The 26,793-nt window shown below is 60.8% G+C and carries 31 protein-coding genes; 9 read left to right on the top strand and 22 right to left on the bottom strand.

Annotation, left to right across the window (positions count from 1 at the left end; genetic code table 11):
* Positions 1–152: 152 nt before the first annotated feature.
* The 6 genes from HLH29_RS05050 to HLH29_RS05025 form a co-directional block, all read right to left on the bottom strand.
* Positions 153–551 carry a VOC family protein gene (locus HLH29_RS05050; RefSeq protein WP_009459624.1) on the bottom strand — a complete coding sequence of 133 codons (399 nt, stop codon included), beginning with the start codon at positions 549–551 and terminating at the stop codon, positions 153–155.
* A gap of 43 nt (positions 552–594) precedes the next feature.
* Complete coding sequence (locus tag HLH29_RS05045; RefSeq protein ID WP_011871467.1) at positions 595–1,704, bottom strand: S-(hydroxymethyl)glutathione dehydrogenase/class III alcohol dehydrogenase; 1,110 nt, start codon at positions 1,702–1,704, stop codon at positions 595–597.
* A 59-nt stretch (positions 1,705–1,763) separates the two neighbouring features.
* Positions 1,764–2,039, bottom strand: a complete 276-nt coding sequence (gene frmR, locus HLH29_RS05040) for a formaldehyde-responsive transcriptional repressor FrmR (RefSeq protein ID WP_007182548.1) — start codon at positions 2,037–2,039, stop codon at positions 1,764–1,766.
* 282 nt (positions 2,040–2,321) lie between these two features.
* Entirely contained in the window at positions 2,322–3,212 is an 891-nt protein-coding gene (locus HLH29_RS05035) for a carbon-nitrogen hydrolase family protein (protein ID WP_057380484.1), read from the bottom strand.
* Complete coding sequence (locus HLH29_RS05030) at positions 3,209–3,817, bottom strand: GNAT family acetyltransferase (protein ID WP_057380483.1); 609 nt, start codon at positions 3,815–3,817, stop codon at positions 3,209–3,211. Before HLH29_RS05030 ends, HLH29_RS05035 begins: the two co-directional genes overlap by 4 nt.
* Position 3,818: 1 nt before the next feature.
* Entirely contained in the window at positions 3,819–4,226 is a 408-nt protein-coding gene (locus tag HLH29_RS05025; RefSeq protein ID WP_017514126.1) for a ketosteroid isomerase-related protein, read from the bottom strand.
* A 154-nt stretch (positions 4,227–4,380) separates the two neighbouring features.
* Here HLH29_RS05025 and HLH29_RS05020 point away from each other — a divergent pair, with 154 nt between their 5' ends.
* Complete coding sequence (locus HLH29_RS05020) at positions 4,381–5,286, top strand: LysR family transcriptional regulator (protein WP_023657201.1); 906 nt, start codon at positions 4,381–4,383, stop codon at positions 5,284–5,286.
* Positions 5,287–5,432: 146 nt separating this feature from the next.
* Here HLH29_RS05020 and uvrB read toward each other — a convergent pair whose 3' ends face one another.
* Together uvrB and HLH29_RS05010 are read right to left on the bottom strand one after the other, a co-directional pair.
* Positions 5,433–7,409 carry an excinuclease ABC subunit UvrB gene (uvrB, locus tag HLH29_RS05015; RefSeq protein WP_057380482.1) on the bottom strand — a complete coding sequence of 659 codons (1,977 nt, stop codon included), beginning with the start codon at positions 7,407–7,409 and terminating at the stop codon, positions 5,433–5,435.
* 374 nt (positions 7,410–7,783) lie between these two features.
* Positions 7,784–8,215: a DUF488 domain-containing protein gene (locus tag HLH29_RS05010; protein ID WP_057380481.1), complete on the bottom strand. Its 432-nt coding sequence runs from the start codon at positions 8,213–8,215 to the stop codon at positions 7,784–7,786.
* Between the two features lie 491 nt (positions 8,216–8,706).
* On the opposite strand from HLH29_RS05010, the gene HLH29_RS05005 reads away from it, so the two are divergent.
* The 3 genes from HLH29_RS05005 (at position 8,707) to HLH29_RS04995 (ending at position 12,705) form a co-directional block, all read left to right on the top strand.
* On the top strand, positions 8,707–9,648 hold the full coding sequence (locus tag HLH29_RS05005; RefSeq protein WP_182964917.1) for a LysR family transcriptional regulator: 942 nt from the start codon (positions 8,707–8,709) through the stop codon (positions 9,646–9,648).
* Between the two features lie 467 nt (positions 9,649–10,115).
* Complete coding sequence (locus HLH29_RS05000; protein WP_057380843.1) at positions 10,116–11,330, top strand: glutathione-independent formaldehyde dehydrogenase; 1,215 nt, start codon at positions 10,116–10,118, stop codon at positions 11,328–11,330.
* A gap of 484 nt (positions 11,331–11,814) precedes the next feature.
* Entirely contained in the window at positions 11,815–12,705 is an 891-nt protein-coding gene (locus tag HLH29_RS04995) for a LysR family transcriptional regulator (protein ID WP_057380842.1), read from the top strand.
* Between the two features lie 22 nt (positions 12,706–12,727).
* Here HLH29_RS04995 and HLH29_RS04990 read toward each other — a convergent pair whose 3' ends face one another.
* Positions 12,728–13,021 carry a helix-turn-helix domain-containing protein gene (locus HLH29_RS04990; protein WP_009459591.1) on the bottom strand — a complete coding sequence of 98 codons (294 nt, stop codon included), beginning with the start codon at positions 13,019–13,021 and terminating at the stop codon, positions 12,728–12,730.
* Between HLH29_RS04990 and HLH29_RS04985 the strand changes: the two genes are divergently transcribed.
* A complete protein-coding gene (locus HLH29_RS04985) occupies positions 12,979–13,794 on the top strand; it encodes a substrate-binding domain-containing protein (protein WP_456305427.1) in 816 nt (271 codons plus the stop codon). The genes HLH29_RS04990 and HLH29_RS04985 overlap by 43 nt on opposite strands.
* A gap of 118 nt (positions 13,795–13,912) precedes the next feature.
* Positions 13,913–14,881, top strand: a complete 969-nt coding sequence (locus HLH29_RS04980) for a Dyp-type peroxidase (RefSeq protein ID WP_057380841.1) — start codon at positions 13,913–13,915, stop codon at positions 14,879–14,881.
* Between the two features lie 36 nt (positions 14,882–14,917).
* Here HLH29_RS04980 and HLH29_RS04975 read toward each other — a convergent pair whose 3' ends face one another.
* Positions 14,918–16,861, bottom strand: coding sequence for a tyrosine-type recombinase/integrase (locus tag HLH29_RS04975; protein ID WP_057380840.1), 1,944 nt, complete (start codon positions 16,859–16,861; stop codon positions 14,918–14,920).
* A gap of 225 nt (positions 16,862–17,086) precedes the next feature.
* Here HLH29_RS04975 and HLH29_RS04970 point away from each other — a divergent pair, with 225 nt between their 5' ends.
* Entirely contained in the window at positions 17,087–17,428 is a 342-nt protein-coding gene (locus HLH29_RS04970; protein WP_220791378.1) for an NAD(P)-dependent oxidoreductase, read from the top strand.
* Between the two features lie 102 nt (positions 17,429–17,530).
* Here the strand turns inward: HLH29_RS04970 and HLH29_RS04965 are convergent, their stop codons facing one another.
* Positions 17,531–18,139 (bottom strand): NAD(P)H-dependent oxidoreductase, encoded by a 609-nt coding sequence (locus tag HLH29_RS04965; RefSeq protein ID WP_182964916.1) that lies wholly within the window; start codon positions 18,137–18,139, stop codon positions 17,531–17,533.
* Positions 18,140–18,221: 82 nt separating this feature from the next.
* Here HLH29_RS04965 and HLH29_RS04960 point away from each other — a divergent pair, with 82 nt between their 5' ends.
* Positions 18,222–18,632: a winged helix-turn-helix transcriptional regulator gene (locus HLH29_RS04960; protein WP_182964915.1), complete on the top strand. Its 411-nt coding sequence runs from the start codon at positions 18,222–18,224 to the stop codon at positions 18,630–18,632.
* A gap of 117 nt (positions 18,633–18,749) precedes the next feature.
* On the opposite strand, the gene HLH29_RS04955 is transcribed toward HLH29_RS04960, so the two are convergent.
* From HLH29_RS04955 to HLH29_RS04930, 7 genes are all read right to left on the bottom strand, one after another.
* Positions 18,750–19,166: a DUF2285 domain-containing protein gene (locus HLH29_RS04955; protein WP_182964914.1), complete on the bottom strand. Its 417-nt coding sequence runs from the start codon at positions 19,164–19,166 to the stop codon at positions 18,750–18,752.
* Positions 19,167–19,215: 49 nt separating this feature from the next.
* Positions 19,216–19,515, bottom strand: coding sequence for a transcriptional regulator domain-containing protein (locus HLH29_RS19410; protein WP_246373824.1), 300 nt, complete (start codon positions 19,513–19,515; stop codon positions 19,216–19,218).
* Positions 19,516–19,647: 132 nt separating this feature from the next.
* Positions 19,648–19,926 (bottom strand): DNA -binding domain-containing protein, encoded by a 279-nt coding sequence (locus HLH29_RS04950; RefSeq protein WP_113596948.1) that lies wholly within the window; start codon positions 19,924–19,926, stop codon positions 19,648–19,650.
* Between the two features lie 11 nt (positions 19,927–19,937).
* Positions 19,938–20,222 carry a helix-turn-helix domain-containing protein gene (locus tag HLH29_RS04945; protein ID WP_182964913.1) on the bottom strand — a complete coding sequence of 95 codons (285 nt, stop codon included), beginning with the start codon at positions 20,220–20,222 and terminating at the stop codon, positions 19,938–19,940.
* 172 nt (positions 20,223–20,394) lie between these two features.
* Positions 20,395–20,550 (bottom strand): hypothetical protein, encoded by a 156-nt coding sequence (locus tag HLH29_RS04940; protein ID WP_182964912.1) that lies wholly within the window; start codon positions 20,548–20,550, stop codon positions 20,395–20,397.
* Between the two features lie 346 nt (positions 20,551–20,896).
* Positions 20,897–21,223, bottom strand: coding sequence for a DUF736 domain-containing protein (locus HLH29_RS04935; RefSeq protein WP_012553539.1), 327 nt, complete (start codon positions 21,221–21,223; stop codon positions 20,897–20,899).
* A 592-nt stretch (positions 21,224–21,815) separates the two neighbouring features.
* Positions 21,816–22,256: a hypothetical protein gene (locus tag HLH29_RS04930; protein WP_182964911.1), complete on the bottom strand. Its 441-nt coding sequence runs from the start codon at positions 22,254–22,256 to the stop codon at positions 21,816–21,818.
* Positions 22,257–22,420: 164 nt separating this feature from the next.
* Here HLH29_RS04930 and HLH29_RS04925 point away from each other — a divergent pair, with 164 nt between their 5' ends.
* Positions 22,421–22,630, top strand: a complete 210-nt coding sequence (locus tag HLH29_RS04925) for a hypothetical protein (protein ID WP_113596951.1) — start codon at positions 22,421–22,423, stop codon at positions 22,628–22,630.
* A gap of 9 nt (positions 22,631–22,639) precedes the next feature.
* Here HLH29_RS04925 and HLH29_RS04920 read toward each other — a convergent pair whose 3' ends face one another.
* The 4 genes from HLH29_RS04920 to HLH29_RS04905 form a co-directional block, all read right to left on the bottom strand.
* Complete coding sequence (locus tag HLH29_RS04920; protein ID WP_182964910.1) at positions 22,640–23,569, bottom strand: DUF2493 domain-containing protein; 930 nt, start codon at positions 23,567–23,569, stop codon at positions 22,640–22,642.
* Positions 23,570–23,887: 318 nt separating this feature from the next.
* On the bottom strand, positions 23,888–24,934 hold the full coding sequence (locus tag HLH29_RS04915) for a DUF7146 domain-containing protein (protein ID WP_182964909.1): 1,047 nt from the start codon (positions 24,932–24,934) through the stop codon (positions 23,888–23,890).
* Entirely contained in the window at positions 24,921–25,361 is a 441-nt protein-coding gene (locus HLH29_RS04910; protein ID WP_182964908.1) for a hypothetical protein, read from the bottom strand. Before HLH29_RS04910 ends, HLH29_RS04915 begins: the two co-directional genes overlap by 14 nt.
* Before the next feature lie 83 nt (positions 25,362–25,444).
* Entirely contained in the window at positions 25,445–26,626 is a 1,182-nt protein-coding gene (locus tag HLH29_RS04905; protein WP_182964907.1) for a DUF932 domain-containing protein, read from the bottom strand.
* Positions 26,627–26,793 lie beyond the last annotated feature (167 nt).

The following is a 26,793-nucleotide window of genomic DNA, read 5'->3' as shown; positions in this document are numbered from 1 at the left end:
ACGCTTCAAAGCAAATGCCCGCAGCCATGCGTTTCGCACATGGCTGCGGGCCGATCTTCATGAGCAGGCACCGCTCTACACGGTCCGTCTAATAGGCTCGCCGTGTAGAGGCTTGTGCTGGCCCTTTCAGAACGCCCTCAGCTTCCTAGCTTTCAGACGAAGGTGTACGAGCAAACCTTGTTGCCCGCCGGATCACGCAGGTAGGCCGCATAGGCACCCGGCAGGTGGCCACGCGGGCCAGGCTGGCCCTCGTCGGTGCCGCCTGCGGCAAGGCCGGCGGCGTGGAAGGCATCCACTTCGGCGGGAGTGGCGGCCGCAAAGCCGACCGTCACGCCGTTGCTCGAAGGCGCTTCACCATTGCCCGGACGGGCAATGATGAAAGCCGGCTTTTCGCGACCGAAAAGCACCCATCCGTTGCCGAAAGGACCGAGGTTCTTGATGCCGAGAGCACCCAGAGCGGCGTCGTAGAACGCGGCCGACTTCTGGACGTCGGCGGCGCCGATGAAGACGTGCGAGAAGATGCCGTCGCCGGAAATGACAGGAGTGGACATGGTTAGTTTCCTTGATAGTTGGTGTTGAATGGATAGTGGGTGATCAGTAGTGGATCACCGTGCGAATCGACTTGCCTTCATGCATCAGGTCGAAGGCGTGGTTGATCTCGTCGAGACCCATGGTGTGGGTGACGAACGGGGCGAGATCGATCTCGCCTTTCATTGCGTCTTCCACCATGCCCGGAAGTTGGGTACGCCCCTTGACCCCGCCGAAAGCAGAGCCCTTCCAAGTCCGGCCGGTGACCAACTGGAACGGACGGGTCGAGATTTCCTTGCCGGCACCGGCGACACCGATGACGATCGACTGGCCCCAGCCACGGTGGGCAGCTTCCAGAGCCGAACGCATGACGTTGACGTTGCCGATGCACTCGAAGGTGTGATCGACACCCCAGCCGGTCATCTCGATCAGAACCTCGTGAATCGGCTTGTCGAAGTCCTTCGGGTTGAGGCATTCGGTCGCGCCGAAGGTACGAGCCAGCTCGAACTTCGCCGGATTGGTATCGATGGCGATGATGCGGCCCGCTTTGGCCTGGCGCGCACCCTGAATCGCAGCGAGACCGATGCCGCCGAGGCCGAAGATGGCCACCGAATCGCCGGGCTGTACCTTGGCCGTGTTGTGCACGGCGCCGATGCCGGTGGTCACGCCGCAGCCCAGCAGGCAGACGTGTTCGGGATTGGCGTCCGGATTGATCTTGGCCAGCGAGACTTCGGCGACGACCGTGTATTCGCTGAAGGTCGAGCAGCCCATGTAGTGGTAAAGCGGCTGACCGTTGTACGAGAAGCGAGTCGTACCATCGGGCATCAGCCCCTTACCCTGGGTTGCGCGAACCGCGACACACAGGTTGGTCTTGCCGGACTTGCAGAACAGGCACTCGCCGCACTCGGCGGTATAGAGCGGAATGACGTGATCGCCAGGCTTCACGCTGGTCACACCTTCACCCACCTCCACGACGATGCCCGCACCTTCATGCCCCAGCACGACCGGGAAGAGACCTTCGGGGTCGTCGCCCGACAGAGTGAAGGCGTCGGTATGGCAAACGCCGGTGTTCGTGATCTTGATGAGCACCTCGCCCTTGCGCGGCGGCTCGACGTCGATCTCGACGATTTCCAGCGGCTTTCCTGGCCCGAAGGCAACTGCTGCACGTGATTTCATGATGTCGCTTCCTTTACTAGCTAACTAAATTTGCCCTCATCGAGGGCACCCTGGTGCCTCTACCGCAGATAGGAGCGGACGATAGAGATGGTCTCGTCAATGGACTTGTTCTGCGAATCGCTCCTGATTTCGCTACTGGGAAACTCTTCCCGCAGATAGCTCTCCAGAACGGTCGCCATCAATCCGTTGACTGCCCCACGAACGGCCGCAAGCTGCTGAAGAATTGCAGGGCATTCCGCACCTGCATCGAGCGCTTGCTCAAGAGTCGCGACCTGACCTTTGATGCGCCGGATGCGCGTCAGGGCTTGCTTCTTTTCTTCCGGGCTATGTGGCATCGAACACCTCTCAACTTGGGTACACCGCCGCATTATACAATACTCCCCCATAGTATATGCGGCCGAACTTCGCCACAAATTCTGTGCTCTTCGAGCACTCTTACAGGCTAGTACAGGTTTGTTCCCAAGGAGCGCAAAATATTCAAATCAATGAATATTTCTTGCATGTACCGACAGCATCGGGGCAAGTTCAAAACTGGTCAAACTGGAAAAATCTATGCTCAGATAGACATGGCCTATCTAAACCGACTCATCGAGCTGAAGCTATCAAGATGAGACCGGCTAGGCGACCTGACGACCCGAGTACCGAGCCTTCCGCAGTGCAGGCAACATCTGGCCGTCCCAGTCACGATCGACGGCAACCTGGGCCTGTTCCTGGTTTCGTTCGAGCGCATCGACGTCAAGATCTGCGATTGCCCATGCCTGCGTGCCGCACGTCGTCGCGAGAATGCCGTCCTCAGGGAATCCGCGATCCATGGGTGCGTAGATCGTTGCCTCGCCAGTGTTCGTGTCCAGCGCCGGACTCCAGTCGGCGGCTCCGGTCGTCACGGCCTGCGCGATGAACATTCGGTTCTCCAGTGCCCGCGCCATGCAGCCCACACGGACCCGGGTTGCACCGGCTTGGGTGTCGGTACAGCTCGGGACCAGCAGCAGGCGCACTCCCGCCTCTCGCTGGGCTCGCACGGGCAATGGAAACTCGCTGTCGTAGCAGACAGCGATGCCGGCACGCACGCCATTCAGGTCGAACACCTTCAGTTCGTCGCCACCCTCGATGACGCCGGTGTCTTTCTCGAACCCCGTCAACTGCAATTTGTCCTGGTAGTCACGCGTGCCGTCCGGCGCAAACCACCACGCCCGGTTGCGATAGCGATCAGGTCCAACCCGGGTCAAGAACGTACCGGCCTGAATGGTCATGCGCAGCTCGCGCGACAGGTCGGCGTACAGTGCCAGCCACGCAGGCTGCAAGGCCTGCAGCGCGGCCAGCGAGGCGTTGAAATCCTGCCGGATGCCAGGCCCGAACATCGCAGCCAGTTCGAGGGACAGATATTCGGGCAACACGGCCAATTCCGCTCCGGCACGGCACGCCTCCTCCAGAACCCGCCGCTGCCGCGCTGCGAATGCCTCGAAGCCCGTGGGCTGCCCCACCGCGTATTTCGCCACTGCCACTTTCATTTCGCGTTCTCCAGGGCGTGCAGCCACATCGTGAGCATCTGCTCGGTTTCGCTCGGTTCGCCCACCTGCTTCCAGGGCAGCGCAACCTTCATGTCCGGCTGCCGCACGTAGCCACGACGGGTCCAGAAAGGATCATTACTGCGGTAGTTGGAAGGACGCCGGGGATCGTCGTCTGCTCGATCCACCGACGCGAATGATGTCCACTGCATGCCGCCCAACGAACGGGCATGCGCTTCGCGTTCGTCAAAGAAGCGGTGACCCAGGCCAAGACCCCGAAAGGCCGGGAGCAGCACTGATTCGCCGCAGTAAAACACTGCCTCCATCGGGATTCCTCGATCGGCGAACGGCACCTGGAAGGCCGGCTCCGCATCGCCGAGCGGCAACCCCGTGGACGCACCGACGACCACGTCATCAGCGAGCGCGAGCACCAGCAGGCTGTCTGCCGAACGGGCGTACATGGAAAGGTAGTGCTTCTCGTATTCGATGTCGCCCTCGTACAGGTATGGAAAGCTGCGGAAGACCTTCGCCCGCAGATGTGCCACGGTGTCGAACCATTCGGCAATGTCCGGCCCACGACGAACCAGCACCTGCACGTTGCTGGTCATTTCAGGCGTCCCCTCCGACCTGTGCGATCCAGTCGCCGAGGTTGTAGTAGTTGGTGACACGAGCGATCTTGCCATCGCGGATCTCGAAGAACGCGCCGCCCGGCAGCACGTAGCGCTGGCCCTGAGCTTCCGGCAGCCCGTCGTCCGTCACCTTGTATTCGCCATGCACCACGTACTCCGCGCCTGCGCGCAGGCCGTCGGCGCTGACCATCACCACGATCCCGCGCAGTTGCTCGCCATAGCAGCGGTCCATGCGCTGCAGGAAGGCGCGGAAGGCTTCGCGACCGACCTCACGAGCGCCCTGGTTCAAGTCGTGCGCGACGTCATCGGTCAACATGGACAGCATGGCCTCGCGGTCACCGCGGTTGAAGGCGTCGTAGTAGGCAGTGATGAGAGTCGCAGCGTTCATTCGCGTTCCTTGTTGTGTTGTTCGGAGCGGAGCATTCCGGGGTGTTGCCAGTCTGGGCAACCGCGCCTCCCTTGTATATGGAATTGTTGCGATTTTATAATTCCACAATCTGGAACAATTAACGAGCAGCGAAACCGGCCATGAGGCGTGCGTCATGAACAAGGAAATGGAACTGCTGCGCATCTTTCGGGTGGCGGCCGAAAGCAGCAGCTTCCGCGATGCGGCCGTCCGGCTGGGAACTTCCCCGCAAGGCGTCACCCGCGCCGTCCAGCAACTGGAGCAACACTACGGCGAGGTGTTGTTTCATCGAAGCACGCGCCAGGTGCGCATCACCGCCTTCGGCGAAGGGCTGTTGGACCAGGTGCGCCCGGCATTGGAGCGGTTCGAGGATCTGTGGCGAACGCCTGGCTCCGACCAGCAGGCATCCCTGTCCGGTACGGTTCGCATCACCGCACCGCACAGCTTGGGCACCAGAGCGGTGCTGCCGGCACTGGAGCGCGTGGCCGCGCGTCATCCCGGCATCACGCTGGATGTGCGCCTGTCCGATCGCATCAGCAATACGGTTGACGAAGGGATTGACGTCGGGATCAGGGTCGGATTCATGCGCGATAGCCGCTTCGTCGCACGCAAGGCGGCCGACATGAGGCTCCCCATCGTTGCCGCCCCGCGCCTGATCAAGAAAGTGGGCGTACCTGAAAACATCGATGCGCTAAGCAGCCTGCCAGTTACCGTGGCCTTGGATATCAATACCGGCCGTCCCTGGCCTTGGCACTTCAAGGCGGGACGCCAGTGGACACCTACCGCACCCACTCTCGTCGCCGACAATGCCGACATGGAAATGGGAGCGGCGCTGGCCGGCATCGCGTTCGCGCAACTGGCGGACTACATGGCCGCCCCCTACATTGCCAGCGGGAAGCTCGTGCGAGTGCTGGAGAACGAAGAACCTCCGGCATGGGGGCTGTACGTCTATCGGCCTCAGCGTGGCCCCATTCCGGGAAGGGTTCGAGCGGTATTTGATGAAATGCTGGTCGCCGTTGGATCGTTGCCAGCTTTGCGCTGACACGTCGCAAGACGCTGTAGGGCACACGCCTTGGAAAGCGGGGCACTGAGCCTCGGCGCCCCCACCGGTTGAATGATGAGCCGACCGTCTGCCCGCTTGCGCCAGATGCAGATCGGCCGGCCATGCAATCCAATGCTGGCGAACGATTAGATGTAAATGAATTGCCGGTACAACCCATCCAACTGACGACGAATGTCTTCGACGCGCTGCTCGTCACCGGTATCGGTAAATTCGAGTAGCTGCTGTTCCTTGGCAGTGATCTGATCGCAAAGGTCGGACAAGTTCTCGCAGAAAGCCTCGGAATGAACGGTAGGTTCCTCCGTACTCGTCTCTTCTCCTGCTAGTTTTCGCACAGACGAGGCCGGAGAAATCCCATTTTCCTCGTTAAAGGCAATTTGAAGCTGCCTGCGCCTATTGGTCTCATCGATCGCCTGTTTCATCGCCGGCGTCACCGCGTCGGCGTACAAGATCGCCTTGCCGTTTTCATTCCGAGCGACTCGACCGATCATCTGAATGAGCGCATGGGCCGAACGCAAGAACCCTGCACGGTCTGCATCGAGAATGGCAACCAATGATGCCTCTGGAATATCCAGCCCTTCCCGCAAAAGGCTAATCCCAATCAAAACATCGAACTCTCCTGCACGCAGGCCATTGATGATCTCAACACGATCCTCCGCTTTAATGTCCGAATGCATGTAGCGCGCTCGAATCCCGTTGTCCGTCAAGAAATCCGTTAGCTCTTCTGCACTGACCTTCGTCAGCGTAGTCACAAGCACTCGATTCTTTCTCTTCACGCACTTCGATATTTCGGCAAGCAGGTCATCTATGTATCCGTCCGCTTTCCGCACTTCAACCTTGGGGTCAAGCAGTCCCGTTGGCCTGATAACCTGTTCGACAACCCTGCCTTTCGACACCCTCAGCTCGTAGTCGCCCGGAGTAGCGGAAACAAAGACGGTCTGCGGCTTGACCTTCTCGAACTCGTCAAAGTTCAATGGTCGGTTGTTCTTCGATGAAGGCAAACGGAACCCGTAATCGATCAGCGTGTCCTTGCGCGCCTGATCCCCCCGGTACATTGCGGATATCTGTGGCACCATGACATGAGATTCATCGACGAACAGCAGCCCGTCTTTCGGCAAATAATCCAGCAACGTGATCGGAGGAGAAGCTGCATCTCGGTCGCTGAAGTAGCAGGAATAATTCTCCATCCCCGAGCAATAGCCGACCTCGCGCATCATCTCCACGTCATGCGTAATCCGCTCGTACAGCCTGTTTGCCTCGACCAAGCGATTATTTCTGTTCAGCTCGGCAACCCGCTCTTCCATATCAGCGAGTATTTTTTTGGATGCGGAATCTATTTTATTCGTGGGCGGTGCGAAAAGCGTTTTTGGCGAAACCAAATAATGGTCTATCTCTCCCAACGTCTTGCCGGTAACAGGGTCCATCCATTGGACAGACGCAACAGTGTCATCCAGCAGCTCCACCCGAACCGCCCTGTACTCGGAATCAGCGGGGAAAATATCAATCACATCGCCTTGGACGCGGAATGTTGCACGCTTGAGGGTGCGCTCAGTGCGATCATATTGCAGCAGAGCCAAGCGACGAATTAGCTCTCTCTGGTTTAGTTTGACCCCAGGGGACAGAGCGATCTGTAGCGCTCGGTACGCATCTGGATCACCCAGGCCGTAGATTGAGGACACCGAAGCGACGACGATCACATCGCGGCGCTCAATCAAGGATTTGGTCGTGGACAGGCGCAGGCGCTCAAGGTGGTCATTGATGGCCGAGTCCTTTGGAATGAACCGATCGGTGCCCGGCATATAGATCTCGGGCTGAAAATAATCGTAGTAGGAAACGAAGTACTCGACCGCGTTCTCGGGAAAGAAGTGCTTCATTTCACCATAAAGCTGCGCGGTCAACGTCTTGTTAGGAGCCAAGATCAACGTAGGCCGCTTCAGACGATGAATCACATTGGCCATGGTGAAGGTCTTACCTGAGCCGGTGATACCTTTCAGCGTCTGGTGCGTCGCACCTTCTTCTATGTCCGACAGCAGGCGCGCTATCGCCTCTGGCTGGTCCCCCGCCGGCGTATAGTTGGAGTGCAGAATAAACATACCGGTTGACATTAGATATCTCCTAATTGAGCTACTTCAATTTGTCCTGATGTATCGGCTATTTCAGAAGACCTATAGCAGTACCAAACTGGGGTGTAAATGACTGCGATCCTGCCGCGCCCCACCTGGGCGTAGGCGTCGCCAACATGATAGCCCAACACACGGGCGGGCTTCCCGGTACATATCCGCCAAGCACCACGACGCCAGCCAGCGGCCCGTCTGCCAATGCACCTGAAGCACTTGCCTTGTTGAGCACCGACATCGAGCCGTGGCAGGTGAGCTTGCCCTGTAGGCCAAATGTGTAGCGCTGGCTCCCGTCGATACGTGCCTTTGTCGCTCTCAGCGCTCAAGACGAGGTGCTGGAGGCGCGGAGCTACGTCGCCCCTCTAAAGATGCACGATCTCGACATTCGGCCATTTGCCTGCGAGGTACTCGGCCACTAGCCTCCGATGGCAGTGATGGGGCTTGTCTTCGCTACAAAGCAGGCAACTGTTATCAATCTTCTCTTTATCGATTGACTCGATCTTTCGGGACGACATTAAATCCAGAAATTTACTGGCGTAGATATCCCAATCCCCACCTTTTATTTTATATTCATCGAACATTTCTTTGGTTGGAGCAAGTGCTGTCAGATGCTCATATTCCATCCCACACAATGCCTCGGAGAAATACCGAAGATCCTCGCGTTTTGCGAAACCCGCCAATTGCGAAACATTATTCAGGCGTACATCGACAAGGCGCTCGGCACCAGAAGCGCTTAACTTGGTGAAGAAGGATCGTGCGGAGGTCTTGGTGAATCCAATCGTGAATATTTTCATCTACCTTATTCCCCTTGTTCCTTTATCCATAAATGGCTGCTATTGAGACACCGCCAGGTACGCCCACCAATCGCAGCCAAGGAAACGCTGGGGCCATGGTGTACTGGCTACTCCACAGCGGGCCCGGCAAGCTCCATTCTCTCGCCGCTTCAACCACTCGCGGCCATGAGCCGAACAGCTCAAGAGCTTAGCATCGCCTTTTGCGGCTGCGGGCCTCACTACTCCCGTTCGTTCCTTCCAGAACGCGCCAACTGCTAAGCTACAGCGAGGATGATCGCCCTACAGCGCGAACCACCTGTATTCGCGCTGTTGGCTGTCCCGTGCGTGGTGGTGTTGACCGTCAATGACGAATCGGGCCTATTGCATGGGCACTGCGCGCAACAGCTTCTCATGCGTGCCAGCCACGTGACCAGGATCGGACGCGGGTCGAAGCGTGCAGCGGATTTTTCGCAAAAGTATAAAATGTCATCAACTTTATCAGAAGAAAATTTATGATCGTAAGGAACTTTGAATACTTGCTTGCCTTGCACCGCGAAGGCCATTTTGGCAACGCGGCCAAAAGCTGCAATGTTTCTCAGCCGACACTCTCCGCAGGCATCAAGCAACTGGAGGAAGACATGGGTGTCGAGATCGTGCGTCATGGCCGACGCTATGACGGGCTCACTTCTGAAGGGATGCGCGTACTGTCCTGGGCCCAGCAGATGTATGACGACTGCAAAGGGCTGGAGCGAGAACTCTCCGCACTACGGCGAGGTATAGAGGGGCAATTCCGTCTAGGGATACTCCCAGGAACTGCCGGTGTAGCGCCCACATTAAGCATCGCCCTTGCTGAAAAAACACCTTTACTTCAACAATCAGTTCTAGTCTCCGGCGCTTCCTCTCTGCTGCAGGCGATTCGAGAAAACAATTTGGATATGGCACTCATGCATTTGGAGGATATCCCAGGGGAAGACTTCGACACTCACCTTCTGTACCGTGAACGCATTTTCCTTTTTCACGCCGCTAGAACACAGCAACCCCGAAGCACAACATGGGAGCATGTTCTTAATAAACAACTCTGCCTGCTGAACTCGGCAGTACCTGAGCCGATTCAAGATAGGCTGACGCAGTGCACCGCGCAGACTATTCGCACTGATTCAATTGACGTGCTATCAGCACATATAGCGACAGGGAAATACTCGGCAGTTCTTCCGCAATCTCTGGCCGGCCGACTCGCGCACATTCCAAATCTCCACGCAATTGCGATCAATGGACCAATGTCACACTCAAATGTCGGATTCGTTGCTGGAAAAAATGCGTTCGAGGCACCGTCATCGCGCACATTGCTCGAAATGGTGCACACTCCCGAACTGGCCGCCACTCTTCAATCCGTTATATCCATCCATCGTCGGTTCCAGCCCAAAGCAGACTCATCCCAAAGCCCCCTGAAATAGCGAGTCTTGAAGAGCAACTCTGTATTGCTTCAACCAAGCGAAGATTGCAGGCATGCCGTGTGCGCCGCTAACAGGCGCCACGTGCTGAGCAACCCATCGAAGGCCACAAGGGGCCAGGGACAACACGGGGAACAGGAGGACCTGCGGTATGCGGCCTCCACATGTCTCGCTGGGTCGAGCTGACTGTTCCTGGATCAAGCTACGAGGCGCGATGTACTGATGATCGTTGTCCTCTCCCAGCGAAGAGACGAACACGGCTCGACGAGCCAGCGTAGATAGATCGTGCCTATCTGCACATAGATTATTCCAGTTTGACCACTTCTGAGCTTGATCCGATGCTGTCAAGACCGCAGAAGGAGACGCGGCCAACGGCTAGGCAGTACCACCATCGTTCTTCTTGACAGCGGTAAGTCTCGTTTCCCACTTCGATTTAGAAGATGGAAACATTAACGCACAGAGGTGACGAAATGACTCCGACCGGCAACCGAATCGTGACTTTCGAGAAGCCCTTGGAAATGAAGGTCAACACCTTCAAATTTCCAGAGCTGATAACCCCTCAAGGGAAAAGCGCACCCCACGGCGCCATCCTCAAAATAGTTACCACGAATATCTGTGGCAGCGACCTTCATATTTATCGCGGTTCGTTTGCTGTTCCCAAGGGAATGACCATGGGCCATGAAATGACCGGCGAAGTGATCGAAGTGGGATCAGACGTCGAAGTCGTGAAGAAGGGCGACATCGTTTCCGTTCCCTTCAATGTGGGTTGTGGGCGTTGCTACAACTGCAAGCATATGCGGTCTGATGTATGCGAGAACACCAACCCGGAAATCGACTGCGGAGCCTACGGGTTCAACCTCGGCGGCTGGACGGGGGGCCAAGGTGATTATCTCTTCGTACCTTATGCGGATTTCAATCTCCTGCGCTTCCCTGACAAGGATGCCGCTATGGAAAAAATCCGCGACCTGACCCTTCTCTCTGACGTACTACCCACAGCTTTCCATGGGTTCGCTGGTCCTGACTGGCCAGCCGCACCGGCCTACGTCGTCGGCGAAAACATCCTGATCTTCGGTGCCGGGCCTGTCGGCAGAGCGGGTGCCGCCTGCGCCAGACTTCTGGGTGCAGGCGCCATTATCGTTGCCGATTACATTCAAGAGCGGCTGGACCTTCTCAAGCCACACGGCGTGGAAACCATCAACCTTTCCGACGGCGTGCCGATCGAGGACCATCTCGAACGCATTACCGGGCACAGGCAGGTGGACCGCGTCATCGACTATGTTGGTGTGGACTGCCGCGGGTTTGGCGCGGAAGCTGACAAGATCGTGGAGAGCGCTGTTACCAACGCAATGCTCAAATATGTCCGCTTCGGCGGAATGACCAGCACGGTCGGCGTGTACTGCGCAAACCCGATCTCGAAAGACCCGAAAGCCAAGAAAGGCCATATGGACCTGGAATGGTCCAACGCCTGGATCAAGTCGCCGCGAATGTCGGCTGGTCAATCTCCGACGGCCAATTACAACCATGCGTTAATGCGGGCGATACTGAACGATCGCATGCCTTACCTTTCGCCGATGATGAACACCAAGTTCATCAAGCTCGAAGACGCGCCCGCCGCGTACAAAGAGTTCGACGCGGGTTCTGCATACAAGTACGTCATCGACCCGCATGGTTCAGTGCGGCATTAAGCATCCGGCGCGGGCTAAGCATCAGGATGCCTCACACTTACTGGTGAGAGGCATCCTGGTCCCGCCAGCCTCCGGCCAGCAACTAGAGCCGGCGAATATTTTCGCCGGCATTTGCCGTCTGCCCCAGGGTGCTTGCCTTGGCTCGGGCCAGGAGCAGAGCCTCAGCAATCCGCAGGTGATGATCAACCGCAAGCGTGTTCGAGCGCTTGGTTCGCAATCGGCCAAGGATCAGACGGGGACGATGCACGGCATCCATTGACGTGCGTGGCTGGAGATAGCCTTCGTCTGATCCTTACCACCCCTCGGACTTGATCAGGCTCGCCTGGTGTTGTGCCGGCCTCGGGCCATCGCACGGTCAACCCAGCCCTGGCTCATTCAGCCAGAAGTTTCCAAAGACGTGGCCGAACTCGCCGCCGCCAGAATGGCAGTCACTTCTATAGGGAGATAGCACAGTGTTGGATAAGTCGGAACGGGAGGGTGGCCTATGGAGCTGCGCCATCTTCGCTGCTTCGTAGTTCTTGCTGAGGAGCTACATTTCACGCGGGCGGCTGAGCGCCTGCATATCGAACAACCACCGCTATCACGAGCCATCAAGGAACTTGAGGACGAGTTGGGCGTAGTGCTCTTCGACCGAAACCGTCGAGGAACAGTTCTAACGGCGGCGGGCGCGGTCTTCTTGCAAGATGTTCGCCGTCTATTCACAGTGCTGGAACAGGCTCGTGAAAATGCCAAGGCTGTGGCATCGGGCTTGCGCGGTAGCCTGCGCATCGCTGTATCAGATGGGGCTATCGATCCACGGCTATCGGCATTTCTGGCTCGTTGCCGCGCCGAGGAGCCGGAGATCGAAATACGCTTGTCAGAAGTGCCTCTGGCAGAGCAAGTACGTGGCTTGCGTTCGGGCGACTTCATGATCGGGTTCGCGCACACGGCCGATGTCGGCGACGGTATCGCTGCCGAACCAATCTGGCACGACCCGCTGGTGATTGCGGTGCCAGCTCGTCACTCATTGCTCACCTACAAGGAGGTGCCACTTCAAGAACTTCAAGGCCATCCACTTGTCCTGTGCGACCCGCAGGTATGCGAGGGTTATTGCCGCGAACTCAAGCGGCTGCTCAACACGTTGGAGCACAAGCTGAATGTTGTCGAGGAAGTGTCCTCGCTGGACATGATGCTCACGTTGGTCGGCGCCGGCTACGGCATCGGCTTCATGACGGCGACCAAGATTCCCATCTCCCAACGGCCGGATGTGGTGATCCGCCCCTTGGCGATGGCTTCTGCCGTGATCACCACCTACCTGCTTCGGCCCGACGGCGGCAATTTATCGGCTTCGGTGGAGCGATTTATCGTTCGCCTTCGCGACTCTTCGGACGGTTGACGGAGCCTGGCAGGCTAGACACTCAGGGATCAGTGTCGGCACGCAGATTGCGTTCGGTCGCCGTCATCAGGTCAGCCGCGCTTATTCCAAGTGCCGTAGAAATTTTCAGTATGAGCGGAAGCGTGGGCACGTGCTCACCACGCTCGATCTTACCCATGTGAGAACGCGAAATGCTTGCCCGAGATGCGAACTCGTCTTGCGCGACTCCTTGAGCGACGCGCGCAGCGCGCACGGCCTGTCCGAAGGCTAACGCCGACTCGGATTCATACGTCGATGTGCCAGAAGGACGGCCTGGCTGAATTGTTGATTTCTGCATTAGCAGAAGCGTCAAACAATCTGCCACAATTAACCACGTTAAAGATAACGACGTTAAACTTCACTCTTTCCTGCAACGCTGGTTTGCCTTTCTGGACAGATCGCTTATTGGGGGCCCTCATGCATGACGCCACCAGCCAGTTTTCCCATTTCAGGCTTGCTATCGCGCCCGGAGTGCCATCCTCTTGCCTCACTAAGCTTCTTGCCCTACAGCGCGCGGAGGAACCAGAAGTCACCATCACGTTCTTTGAGACCTCAGCCGATGATCTGTTGACGGGCCTTGAGGAAGGCCGCTACGACGCCGGCATGTCGCTTCGGAACGCTGGTGCTCCGGCCGTGAAAAGCCAACCGCTCTGGGTGGAGAACGTGGCTATTGCAGTGCCGCTGGGGTCCCCCTTAGTTGCCCAGGCGAAGATCACGCTTGCCGAGCTTCTGGACTATCCGGTGTTTCGCTGGCCGGCGGAGGCTTGCCTACTGCTGGATCAGCGACTGTCGTTTCTTCCGTTGAGCCAGCAGAGCATTCAGCATGTGACTTCGTTCGAGATGATGGCGCTCTGGGTGGCCGCTGGCTACGGAGTGGGGCTCTCCGCGCAATCGCGCATTGAGCGTGCCCATGCGTGGGGGATCACTATGCGACCGCTTTCAGACGGCCCCTACGAGATCGTGACATACCTGCAGCGGCCCCACGGACAAGCCAATGCTGTTTCTGAGCGGTTCGAGCACAGGGCAATGCTGGTTGCCAGGGACAGGGTGGCTTGCTCGAATAACCCATAGCCCGCTCTCGCCGAGGCTGCGCGCGGGTAATTACAGCGGCACGCGCCTGTTAGCGCGCCAGTGATAGCGATTCCATCTCTGGCAATATGATGAATTAACATGGTCTTGGGAGGCACGAATGGTTGGAAGTGGTTGGGATCGAGTACCAATTGACTCGCAAAGCATCGATGCGCCGCTGTCGCGCGCGGCGGTGTTTCTCACGTTGACGGTCGCCGAGGACCACGAGGCCCTTCAGGCAGTCGCCGGCGTCTTGGACGGGCTGGACGACCTGATCAAAACGGTGGGCTTCCGCGATCTCAACGGCCGGCTATCGTGCATCACTGCGCTGGGATCGGCGCTATGGGACCGTTTCCAGACCGGGAAGCGCCCGAAGGAACTGCGGCCTTTCGCGCCCATCGAGGGTGCCAAGCACACCGCGCCGGCCACGCCCGGCGACCTGTTCTTTCACATCCGTGCCGAACGCGAGGACCTCTGTTTTGAATTCGAGCGCCTGCTGCTGGACCAACTGGGCAGCAGCGTAACGGTGGCCGACGAGGTGATCGGTTTTCGCTACTTCGACTCCCGCGACCTGCTTGGCTTTGTCGATGGCACGGCTAACCCGACCGGGCACGACATCGGCGCCTCGACGCTGGTCGGCAGTGAAGATCAAGCATTCGCCGGCGGCAGCTACTTGGTGGTGCAGAAGTATCTGCACCAAATGCAGCCGTGGGCTCGGCTCGCCAAGGACGAGCAAGAGCGGATCATCGGCCGGGAAATCGTCAGCAATGTCGAATTGCCCGACGCGACGAGCGGTCAGAAATCGCACAAGACCCTCGCCACGATCGTGGACGACGACGGCACCGAGCACGACATCCTGCGCGACAACATGCCCTTCGGCCGCCCCGGCCAGGGCGAATATGGCACCTACTTCATCGGCTACTCCAGGCATCTGTGGGTGACGCAGAAGATGCTGGAGCGCATGTTCCTCGGCGATCCGCCAGGCATGCACGACCGCCTGCTCGATTTCTCGACAGCGCACACCGGCGCCGTGTTCTTCGCTCCCGCACCGCGCACGCTGAGCGAACTCGTGGAGGCGGTCCAAGCGTAGTGCAGGGGCCGCAAGGCCCCTGCAAGGTTTGGGAGCCTATGCTCCGTCTAGAACTACTGCGCTATCCACCAGTCGGCGAACGCTTTGCCGCACATCGTCAGGGACCTGGCGCGGTGCAACGACCTCGGACACATCCGCATGGTGCTGGTAGTCGCCCATGAGGACCCGGGTGATCGCGGGCACGTTGGTCGGCGTGACCGCATCAATGGCCGCGCGATCACCCAGGTCCGGGTGCGGCTGGGTCAGCATGCGGTACAGGTCCCACGAATCCGCGTGTGGGCACTGGTTCATGAGCACCTGAGCCAGCCGGTGCTTGAGCGGCACCAGTTGCCAGTCGGGAACCCGCTGTCCCCGATTGCCCAGGCTGATGGACAGTAACTTGCCGGCTTTCAGCTCGCGGTTGATCTGGTCCTTGGATTTTCCGGCCAGCTTGCCGAACAGCGGGACCGGCAGGTTGTTCGGTGACTCGTACATGGCCAGCATTTCCTCGCGCTCCCGTTGGATTGCGGAGACTTCCGGCTCAGGGGCATGGGTAGGAGGTGGCGGCACCTGCGACAGACGCTGGAAGGTGATCCCGCCGTTGTCCGGGGTCACGACAATGGGCGTGGCCACCACCGGCGGGACGCCAGGGAACGCAGGCTCGGCCATCATGGGGGACGCATCTACAACTCCCTCCAATTCCGCCATCGCCGGCACCCCGTCGATACGGATGGTCAGGTGCGTGCTCGCGGCCTCCACTTCGCCCTGTTCGAGCAGGTCGAGGCGGTCAGCCCAGTCCTGCATCATCCGACGACGCGGCTCCACGTACTTGGCGTGGTTGTAGGCCGAACTCACCGTATTCGGGTCCGAGTGCGAAAGCTGCGCATCCACCCAAATCTTGGGGTAGCCGATCTCGTTGAGTGCCGTCGAAATGGTGCCGCGGATGCCGTGGCCGGTCAGCCGTCCCTCATAGCCCATGAGCTGCAGAGCTTTGTTGAGGGTGTTCTCGCTGATACGCTTCTTGAGTTCGCTACGGTGCGACAGCAGGTATTTTTGCGCCGGCCGCATTGCGCTCAAGAGGTAGCGGACGATCTCGATGGCCTGCAGGGATAGCGGCACGATATAGGGGGGCACGTCCTGCGGCCGCTTCCCGGCCTTGCGCATTTCGTCCTGGAGCTGCTTGACGATCTGCGGCGGGATGATCCACAAACCCCTGTCGAGGTCGAACTGTTCAGGTTCTGCCAACCGCAATTCGCCGGTGCGCACCCCGGTCAGGAATAGTAGCCGGACGCCAAGCTGGGTCTGCCAGCCACGGGGGTTGTAGAGCCGGAGCTTCTGAAGAAACTCGGGCAGTTTGGGTAGGCGCAGGTAGGGGTTGTGGGCCACCGGAGGCTTGGGTTCGGCCACGACGTCCAGGTCTGCGGCCGGGTTGACTTCCAGCCCCTCGGCGATGACCAGGGCATAACGGAACATCTGGTTGAACCAGGTGCGGACCTTTTCTGCAGTAGTGAACGCCTTGCGCTTCTCGATCGCCGCCAAGACGCCCAGGAGCTGAGGGCGGCGAATGTCGTAGATCGACATCTTCCCCAGAGTGGGCAGCACGTCCTTGTTGAAGATGCGCAGGATCTGGGAAAGCGTGCTCTGACGGCCTTCCTTGAGTTCCTTGCGGCGATGTTCGACCCAGGCGTCGAAGACGGTCTTGAAGGTGTATTCGCCCGCCAGCTTGGCTGCGTGACGTTTCTGGTCGCGTTCGACCTGGGGATCGATCCCCCTTGCGAGCAGGGCCTGGGCCTTGTCTCGCTCGGCACGAGCCTCGCGCAGGCTGAGGGCGGGATAGCCGCCCAAGGACATGCGCTTCTGCTTGCCCAGCCAGTAGTAGCGGAATATCCATGACTTGCCGCCTGCGGCTGAGACCATCAGGCCCAGGCAGTCGTTGTCGGAGAGGGTGTAGCGTTTTCCGGTGGTCTTCGCCTGCCGGACGGTCAGATCAGAGAGCGCCATTTCGAGACTCCTAAGTAATGACTTAGGCCCTATGCTCGTCATGGTTCCCGCTCAGCCCCAGCAACTATCCGGTAGCCGACCCACCCGTATTCTTGTGCCTTATTTGGTCACTCAAAAACGGTAGCTGTGGGTGGATTTCCGTGGCACTCGCTGGAATGAAAAAAGGAGCCGAAGCTCCTTTTTTCAACGACTTACAGACGTCAGTGGAAGTCTGTAGATCATAATTTGGAGCGGGATCCGATCTTCACACGCGGCGTTCTCCTGGCTCTCGCCGAAATGTATCTTCAGGGTCAGGATGCTGCTCATCCCAAGGCCTCACCGCTCTATGCGCGGCTCTACGAAGATAAGGATCGCCAGGAAGAGACAATCTGGGCCAACGCGCTCGACTGGACGATCGTCCGGCCGGCGGTGCTCAACGACAAGCCGGCGCGCGGCCGCATCCGGGCATTGACCGATCTATCGGGCGTTCATGGTGGGACGATCGCGCGCGCCGATGTCGCCGATTTCGTCGTGCAGCAACTCACGGCGGATACCTGGCTGCGCAAAGCGCCGCTGATTACCTGGTAGAATTCGTTCCGGGTCATCTATTAAAAGTAAGGCATGTCCAACTGGAATGCAGGACATGCCCGCCGTCGTCTGAGGAAATAAGGAGATGACGGCAAGAGAGGCTCAGGCCGCGAGCGCGGCGATCTGGTCATACGCGGCTGAGAGTGCGCGTTCGCGCTGCTCGGCGCTGACCTTCATACCCTCTGCCGCGATAACGTCCAGTTGTGTGACACCCAGAAAACTGAAGAGTGCCCGCAGGTAGCTCTCGGCATGCTCGTAGGACTGACGGCCGGAATCGGGCCCGTAAAAACCGCCCCGCGCAATTGTGAGGATGATCCGCTTATCCGCCGCCAGCCCTTCAGGCCCCTTGTCTGTGTAGCGGAACGTCTTTCCCGCGACCGCGATGCGGTCGATCCAAGCCTTGAGCTGGCTGGGAATGCCGAAATTATAGAAGCCGACGCCGATCACGACCATGTCGGCGGACAGGAACTCCTCAAGCGCCCGGCCACCCAACGCGAGATCCTCCTGTAGCGCCTGGTCATGCTTTCCATCGGCATTTCCGCCCGCGAGAGCGGCGCCGGAGAGATGTGAAATGGGGTAGGCGGCAAGATCGCGATAGGTCACGTCGATGCCTGGTGTCCGGCCGGTGACCTGGTCGACGACCGCGCGAGAGAGGGTACGGCTGGCACTGGCATCGCCGAGGATGCTGGTATCGATGTGCAGGAGTTTCACGGGATCGGCCTTCCTTGGCTGGTAATCATTCGATATCTGCGCACATTAAGTAATCGGCCAGGGCCCACAAGGAGGCACATTCATGAAACCAGGGCGCTTTTCTGTTCCCGCATTTCCACCCCCCGGCCACGAAGCGCTCGCGCCGGACAGGTGCCGCACGGTCGGCAACGTCCTTGCCCGCATTGGCGACAAATGGTCGGTGCTTGTGATCATGCAACTCGGCGAGGGGTCACGCCGGTTCAGCGAGCTTCGCCGAGCTATCGGCAGCATCTCGCAGCGCATGCTGACGTTGACGCTCCGTGGGCTGGAACGCGACGGCCTCATCTCTCGCACCATCACGCCATCAATTCCGCCTCGTGTTGACTATGAACTTACCGAACTGGGCATGTCCCTGCGCGAGCCGGTCACCGCGCTCGGACGCTGGGCAGCAAGCAATCATGACAGGATCGCCGCAGCGCAGGTCCACTTCGACCGACGGGATACGACAGGCTGATCAGCATCGATTTTTTCCCGTTCAGCCCTCTCGCGCGAGAAGGACGGAAGCTATTGCCATCTACAGGCCAAGAGCCGCCCGTCCGTTTACCCGGCCATGCAAGACCTTCTCCTTCGCTCATCGTTCCCGGAATGGGTGCAGCAGCAGACGCCGGTATCCCCCTTCGGTCAGCTCCCGCGCGAAATGCACCAGCCGCTTCATGCGGAAGTGCAGATCGTGCGAGAGCCAATCCCGCGCGGAGACCTTCTGGCCGAACAGGACACCGGCGATCTCGCGCTGCGAAACCCCATCGTCCAGACCGTCGAGCGTACGGAGCGCCAGGATCAGCCTGCTGATGCGATCGGATGATAGGCAGGCCGGATCACGACCGGGCCGCCGATCCATCAGCACGCGCCAGAGCCGCAGGGCGGCCTGGACACGGGCCTCGAACAGCGCGTCGAGCGGCAGGAGCACGCCGACCTGAGCCCCGTCAGGCGGCAGGACGTACAGCCGCAGGATCGTCTCCCCCTGCTCGACCAGCACTTCTCCCGCCATATCGGGCGGCGGCCCTGCCCGAGCGAGCGAGAGCGGCCGATACACCGCGTCAGCCAGTGCTGTTGGCAGGGGGACAACCGCAATCACGGCCGGCGATACCGCAACAGTCCAGCGGGCGGTACGCGGATCGAGGGCCGTGCGGACACTCTCGAAATCGCAACCCCCAGCGCCGGGCGAAGGCTTCGGCGTCCGATGCGGACAGCGTGGCCCGGCGCGCGGCGCGCTGAAGGGTGGCACGCTCGCGGATAAAGTCCCGATTGCGACTGACAAACTGCAAGGCAAAGGCAGGGGCGTCGAGCGACCGCAGGCCCTCGTACGCGCCCGCCGACCGCCAGGTGGCGCGGCTCATGGCGTCGTCTCCGATGCGTAACGGGTGGAAACAGGGCAAGCACTTGCTCGCGAGAGTATGCCAGACCATCCCGCTGCCCGCTACGCCCCGGTCCTGCAACAGGTCTTGCGGATCACGCAACAATTGAGGATGTCAGTGGGGTGCGCCGCCGCGCAGGAGATGCTGGTAGCCATGCTCAGTCATCCAGTGCGCCCGCGCCAGATGGCTGTGCCAGCAGCGATGGACGCCCTCGGGATCGGCCGCCGGGTCGCGGTGCAGGACGATCCGGGCGACCTCGCGCCAGTCGGCGCCGTCGGCCTCGGCGTCCAGCAGACGCAGATAGGTAATCAGATGCTGTTCGTCATAGCCGGTGAGACACGATGCCTCCGGGGCGCTGTCGGCGACGGGCGGGTCGAGCGGGGGCTTCTGCATGGTGGGGCCGATCAGGTCGGAGAACGAACGCGACGCACCCTAGCCTGCCGCGTTTCGGTGTCGGAAGTCTCGTGAAGAAACATGACGCCGCGCCCTTGTCCGGACTCGATGAACAGGATGCCCGCCGCCTCCAGCGCGCGACGGACCTGGTCGGTCGTGCCCTCATGGACACCGAGACCGCGCTCGGATTCGAGACGCTTCAGCGCGGTCAATGCTACAAGGGCTTCTTCGGCGAGCCGTTCCTGCGTCCAGTTCAGGAGTGCCCGCGCCGCCCGTACCTGTCGGCCAGTGATCATCCACGATCACATCCGACAAGAGACGGGCACACACCAGAAATACGACTATATTAGTCGCTTAGAGGCAGTTCAAGCCAATTCTTTCAAAAGAAACCCGCGATCGATTCGGCGTCGCGATTTTCTGCAGGCGACCGACAGCAAGCGCGGTGGAGGATGCAAAAAAGCCCCCGCCTTACGCGGGAGCCTCCCTGTCCATGGCATCCTTGCGGTCCAGTGCCATGATCGCCCGCTTCAGTTCGCGCTCGATCTGTGCCCGCTCGCGGCGGCTGATGGCGTAGCTGGTGAGTTCGGCGCGCAGCTGCTGGATGGTGTCGTGCAAATTGGTCATTGTCCTGCTCCTTCTGTTTGTCGAAGACAGGACCTGGCGTCATGCCCGGACAGGTCGGGTCATGGATCGCCCTGCGGGCGACCGGCTTGCCGGCGGGCGGGGGAGCCGATTTTGTTCGGGACGGCCGTCAGGCCGGCACGGGCAAAATTGGGGGGACCGCCGTCCGTGACGCGGCTTGGCCGGGCATGGGACAATGGGAAGGCTGAGGAAAGCCCTGTTCCCCCTGCCACGCCCGAAGACAGACCGATCGGATCGAAGCCGATAAGCCCGCGGCAGTGCCCACGCCGCTTCCGGCCCGGCCACGAAGGCCCCGCCCGGACCGGCCGGGCGGGGGATCGCTGGCACCTCAGTCGCCGTTGCGGCGACCGTTGGGGCGGGACCAGATCAGGCTGTAGCCCTCGCCGTCCTCGTCATCGAAGAGATTGGCGAAGATCGGGGCGTTGAAGCTCGGGTCGTCGAGCTTGAGGCTCAGATAGTCGCGCCCTTCGTTGGAGCGCCGGGACCAGGCCGCTCCGATCTCCACCCTGCCGACGAAGACGCGGTGGCTGGGGGCATTCTCGTTCGCGCGCGTGGTCTCGGGGGCGATGCGGACGTTCGGGGTCTGGAGCGAGAGGGTGACGATCTCGCCGTTATACCCGTTGCCGACTTTCTTGAAGGTGCCGATGGTGGCCATGATACTGCTCCGTGATCTCTGTTATCGAGCCCGCACCATTGCGGCCTCGATGGCGATCGGACAGACGGAGGCGAGCGGCGGCGCATCCCGCAGGGACCGAAGCGCAGCGGAGGACGGCGGGACGGAATTTTCTTGTCTCGCGAGGAATGACGGCGCAGCCGGCAGGGGAAGAAAATTATGGACCGCTGTTGCGCCATGGCCGATCGAGGCGCAGCCGGCCTCCGGCTAGATCAGCCATCTTGAGAGGCAGCATGCGTGCGCGGCCCGACAGAGCACACGTCACGGAGAACTATGGCGACCCGCACGCCACGCAAGTGTCGGCTACGAAGGGGACGGCTTCGTCATGCCTGCTTTCCACCCCTGCACACGGCCCGTTCCGGGAAAGCGCCTCGCCGGACAAGCCCGGCTTTCCCCGTTGCGATCGGCCTGCGGGACAATCAGAGCGCCAGTCCGGATGCCTCAACAGGCAGACCGTATCAGGAACAGCGCGTCGCATCCGCGCTTCGCTGCCCATCGCTCCCCGCCTCTCGATGACGTGGAAAGACAGGCAGGTGCCTGATCCATGCCTGCCCGCCGACTACCGCATAGGCGGTCAGACCCGCGCGATGCTCCCGCCAGCCGGTTCGGGCGGGGCCATGCCGGTAAAGCGGACGAACGCGGTGATGCCGACCGCGATGGCGCCGATCACCGAAAAGAAGAGCTGCCAGATTGCGGACGGCATCATCATCTGGGCGAGGCCGTGGGTGGCGCTATAACCGGCAATGACGGCGGGCACCGTATAGAGCAGGACGATCAGCCCTCTCAGCCAGATCCACGGTGCGCAGGCGAGTGCGATCTGGCCGACCATGAAAGTCGCTATGCCTGCCATGACGCCGACGATAAGGGCGCCGATCACTCCGGCACCGGTATGAAATGCCCAGAGCCCGGCATACAGCCCGCCCGCAAACGGCAAGGCGAAGACCGCGAGCGTGAACATGAGCCAGCAGAAAAATCCGATGCCGACGACGATCAGGAACGGTGCGAAGATCACCATGGTGGCGGCTCCCGTAGAGATGACATGATCTGACGGTCGCGCCTGCCACCACCACCACGGCGCAACCCGCATCATAGCGAAAACGATGTGTCGACGGAACGAGAATCGTATTGGCGTCCGGCACGCGGACGTGCATCGTTATCGTCTCTCAGGGAGAAGACGTCATGGCGGAAATCACGGGGCGCGAACTGCATCTGGTCAAAAAGGCGCTCGCCATCGCGGTGCTGGCGATCGAGCGGCAACCAGGGCCGTTTCAGTCCTATTCGGACATGCAGGACATGAAGGGCCTGCTCGATCTTCTGGTGCCCGGCGATACCGAACTGGCCTTTTATGCCCGTTCCGCTCGGATCGCGGTCACGGGCAATCCGGACTAAAGACGGCGCTCACGCGCCGCCGCCGAACCGCAGGACAGGGATACCGAGGTGCTTCGCCTTGTCGGCCAGGTTCTCCTGAATACCGGTGCCGGGAAAGACGATGACACCAATCGGCATGGTGTCGAGCAGCGCATCGTTACGGCGGAAGGGCGCTGCCTTGGCATGCTTCGTCCAGTCCGGCTTGAAGGCGATCTGCACGATCTCGCGGTGATCGGCCCAGCGAGACGCGACGAACTCCGCACCTCTGGGCGAACCGCCGTGCAGCAGCACCATGTCGGGATGCTTGGCCCGGACCTTGTCCAGCCGGTCCCAGATCAGGATATGGTCGTCGAAATCGAGGCCGCCGGTCACGACCACCTTGGGACCGGGCGGGACCAGCAGTTCGCCCTCGGCTTTACGGCGCGCATTGAGGAAGTCGCGGCTGTCGATCATGGAGGCCGTCATGGTCCGCCGCGATACCAGCGAGCCGGTCTTCGGCCGCCACGCGCTCAGGGTCAGGCGCTCGAACTGCTCCTGCGCCTCGTCGCGGAAGATCTCGTAGGCGTTACGGCGCTCGATCAGGGTCAGCCCTTCGGCGATCAGCCGCTCCAGTTCCACCGACCGGATCTCGCTACCATCCTGCTCCTGCTGGCTGCGCTTCTGCGCCTGCTCGTTGCGGTCAAGCTCGCGTTCGACCTGGCCGACCATGCGATGGAAGATGTTCACGGCGGACCAGAGCAACGCTTCGAGGTCGGGTTCCAGCCGTGTGTCGGTCAGCGTCGCGGCGATGGCGTCGAAGATGTCGGCCACAGCACCCCCGATACGCTGCGTTTCGGGCAGCGGCCTCGGGTCCAGCTCGTCCTCGAAGGGACGGTAGCCATACATCTGAAGTTCGGCCAGCACGTGGGCGGTGGATGAAGCGGCGTGTGGCGGTTCGAAATCGTCGGCTGTGCGGGTCATGATGCGGTCCTCCCAGGTCTCCGGCCGCGCCCTTCGCGGCCTTTCCGGGGGCGGATAGCGGCAGACCAGGGACGGGCCGGAACCGCGCGCCCGCGCGCGGCCGCAGCGCAGCGAAGGATGGCAGGGGGCCGGCTATTTTGCTTCGCGGTGCAAAGCGCGCTCGGCGCGCGGCGGAAAATAGCCGGTCCCGCCATTGAAGGCCCGGCCCGGCTGACGCCCGCTCCCCACTTGAAAGGCCGGGGCGCAGACCTGCCGGACGGGAGGCACGACAGGACCGCCGACAGAAGAAGGGAACCGCCCGCCCTCTTTCCGGCCCACTCAGGTGCCGGCGGTCTCCAGAAAGCGTGCCACGTCCGCTGGCGCGAGTTGCGGATGCAGGATCGCCCGCAACGCACCGCGTCCGAGGGTACGGAGATCATCGTTGAAATCGCCAAGCCGCGGCGACAGGCCGATCAGCTCGATCCCGGCGTCATCCGCGCGGGCGTGCAGCGTCGCCAGCGCCTGATCCCCGGCCGGATCGTCATCGCGCAGGACGTAGAGACGGCGCAGCAGTGGCGGAAAGATCAAGGCAGCGAGATGCGCCGAGGACAGGCAGGCGGCCAGCGGCAGATCGGGCAGAACCTGCCGCAGCGACAGCACCGTCTCGATGCCTTCCCCAGCAGCGAGCACATCGGACGCCACTCCGAAGCGTACGGCGTGGCCCAGCAGGCCCCCCAGGGCACGACGCGGATGATCGACCGGCGCCTTGCCGCGCCCCTCCGCCGCCAGCCAGGTGCGATGCACCCCAGTCAGAGTGCCGTCGAGGTCGGTGACGGCGGCGATCATGGCCGGCCAGGTCTCGGTCGGACTGTGCTCGTCCGGGCGGTAAAAGCAGCGCGGATGGAAGCGCAGGACTCCGGTTCCGTGCAAAAGCGTCATGTCGCGTCTACGGAGATACGCTTCTACGGACGTGCCCGCGATCGGCCCGGACATGGCCCAGAGCCGGCGTGCGGCTTCCGAGGAACTGGCGACTCCGCGTTCCTGCGCGGGACGATCCCTTGAAGAAGGTGCCGGATCGGGATGCGGCAGGCTGAGGAATGCGCGCGCCTCGTCCGCCACGTCACGGAAATCCACCAGGCCGAGGCTTTCGCGGATCACGTCGAGCAGGTCGCCATGCTCGCCCGACTGTGCGTCCGTCCATTTTCCCGCCCTGCCATTGGCGGTGTCGTGCAGCCGGACAAACAGCGACCGCCCCGGCGTGTTGCGCACATCACCGACCAGCCAGTAATCGCCGTGACGGCGACCGGCGGACAGATACCGCCGGCACACCGCCTCCGCGTTCTCCGCCAGACGACGCGCGAGATCGCCTGCATCATGCAAGGTCATCGCCCTGCCCTCCTGTGTCGGGATCGCCTCCGTCGAGGGCGATCGCCAGCCAGCGATCGGTGGTCATCCAGGAAATCGTCTTGCGCCTGCCAAGGTCAAGCAGATGCGCACCACCGCTGAAGGCGCCAATCCGGGGACGTGAGGCCGTATTGGCCCACTGGAACCCCCATCGGCCCCGCAACCGGAATGTTCGCGCACAGCGTAGCACGAATTCCACCACCTGCTGCGGATCGCCGGTCGTCTCATCGTGCATCCAGAGTTTCATGCCGCCATATTCAGGCACGATCGACAGAATAAAGCCGTCAGAGGGCGGATCTTCCGCCGCCAGCTCGTCCATGAATTCATTGTAGAGGTCGAGCGCCTTGGCCGCGTTTTCCACCGTGCCCACATCGAGCACGCAGGAAAAATGCGTGAAGAAATCGGCCATCGGAATGACTCCCGAAACGAAAAAGCCCGGCACGATGGCCGGGCTCGTAAAAACGTCTTTACGGAATGACGGAGAAGCGGCTTTCAGGACACACGCTCCATCAGCCTGCGGGCCTTCTCCTCCAGATCCAGCCGCGTGTCCTGATTGGCCCTGGTGCGGGCCATTGCCGTGATCCCCTGCACGAAATCGAACACGCTCTCGGGCTTGCGCCCCTCCTCGTGCAGCACCGTTCCGATGATCTTCGCGGTTTCCGGCTTCGAGAACCCGCGACGGCGCAGGAAACTTTCCCGATCGTCATCGGTTCTGGCAACCAGCGTCTTGCGCGAGGCCTGAATGCCGGAGACGAATGACGCTGGGCTGGCCGTGGCGAAATTCCGCAGGGCCGGTGTCGCCTGATGCACGAAACGCGAGGCGGCAAACTTGCTATGCCGGATCGTGATCTGTTGGAAATTTTCCACGCCCCACAACATCCTGTTTTGACACACTCCGCGCAGATAGAATGACGCAATGCCGAGGCTCTTGCTGCCGACTTCCGAGTTCCAGGCGTAGAAACCCCGGAAATAGAGATCGGGATCGCCATTGGGCAGGCGTCCGGCCTCGATCGGGTGTGTATCGTCCACAAGGAACAGGAACACATCGCGATCTGACGCGTACAGCGTCGTGGTTTCCTTCGTGATGTCCACGTACGGATTATGGGTCATGGTCGCCCAGTCGATGACACCGGGCACCTTCCAGTTGGTATCGCCCGTACCGTCGCCGGCGATCTTGCGCACCGCACCGACCAGTTCGTGGTCCCAGATGCGGCCGTAATCCGGACCGGTCACGGCGCGCAGTTCCACCCGTCCATCTTCGGTCTCCAGCGTTTTAATCAGCTCGACCCGGTGCGACAGCAGCCCGTGCTGCAGGTTGATCGCCGCCAGCGGAGCCGGAAGGTTGCGCAGGTACGACGATGGTGCCCCGACCAGGCTGCACATCTGGCCAAACGACCAGTGCGTGGGCGCGATCGGCTCATTCTGTCCCGGCACGGTGAGCGTCAGGCGCTCGGCATTGTCGCGGGACGCCTCGACACGGATGGCGCGGCTCTCCACCGTGCGGGCCGTGGCCCGATCCGCCCGCGCCAGCATGGCAGCATGCAGGTCGGACAGGGACAGATACCGCTCGTCCTCGGGACGCGAAAACCATTCGGACGATACGCGGGCGCTGCGTTCGCCGCGCGACGGATCGATCCGGAAGCCGCCGCGACCGGAAGCAAGAACCTCACTCATGGAAAACTCTCCTCTAAATGCCGGATATTCGGCATCAGAGGCGGAGCCGACCTCTCACTCCTTTCCGGGCAAGCCGGTATGGAAAATGGCGCCTGACCAATCTCCAAGGGGGACCGCTCAGCCTCCCGGAACGACAGCTATGTGGGGTAAGCAGCATGTCCGGTATT

The organism is Gluconacetobacter tumulicola (assembly GCF_014174215.1).
In the GTDB taxonomy this organism is placed as follows: domain Bacteria; phylum Pseudomonadota; class Alphaproteobacteria; order Acetobacterales; family Acetobacteraceae; genus Gluconacetobacter; species Gluconacetobacter tumulicola.
Note: the sequence above shows the minus strand (reverse complement) of the source record. Positions and strands in the feature narration are given on the sequence as shown.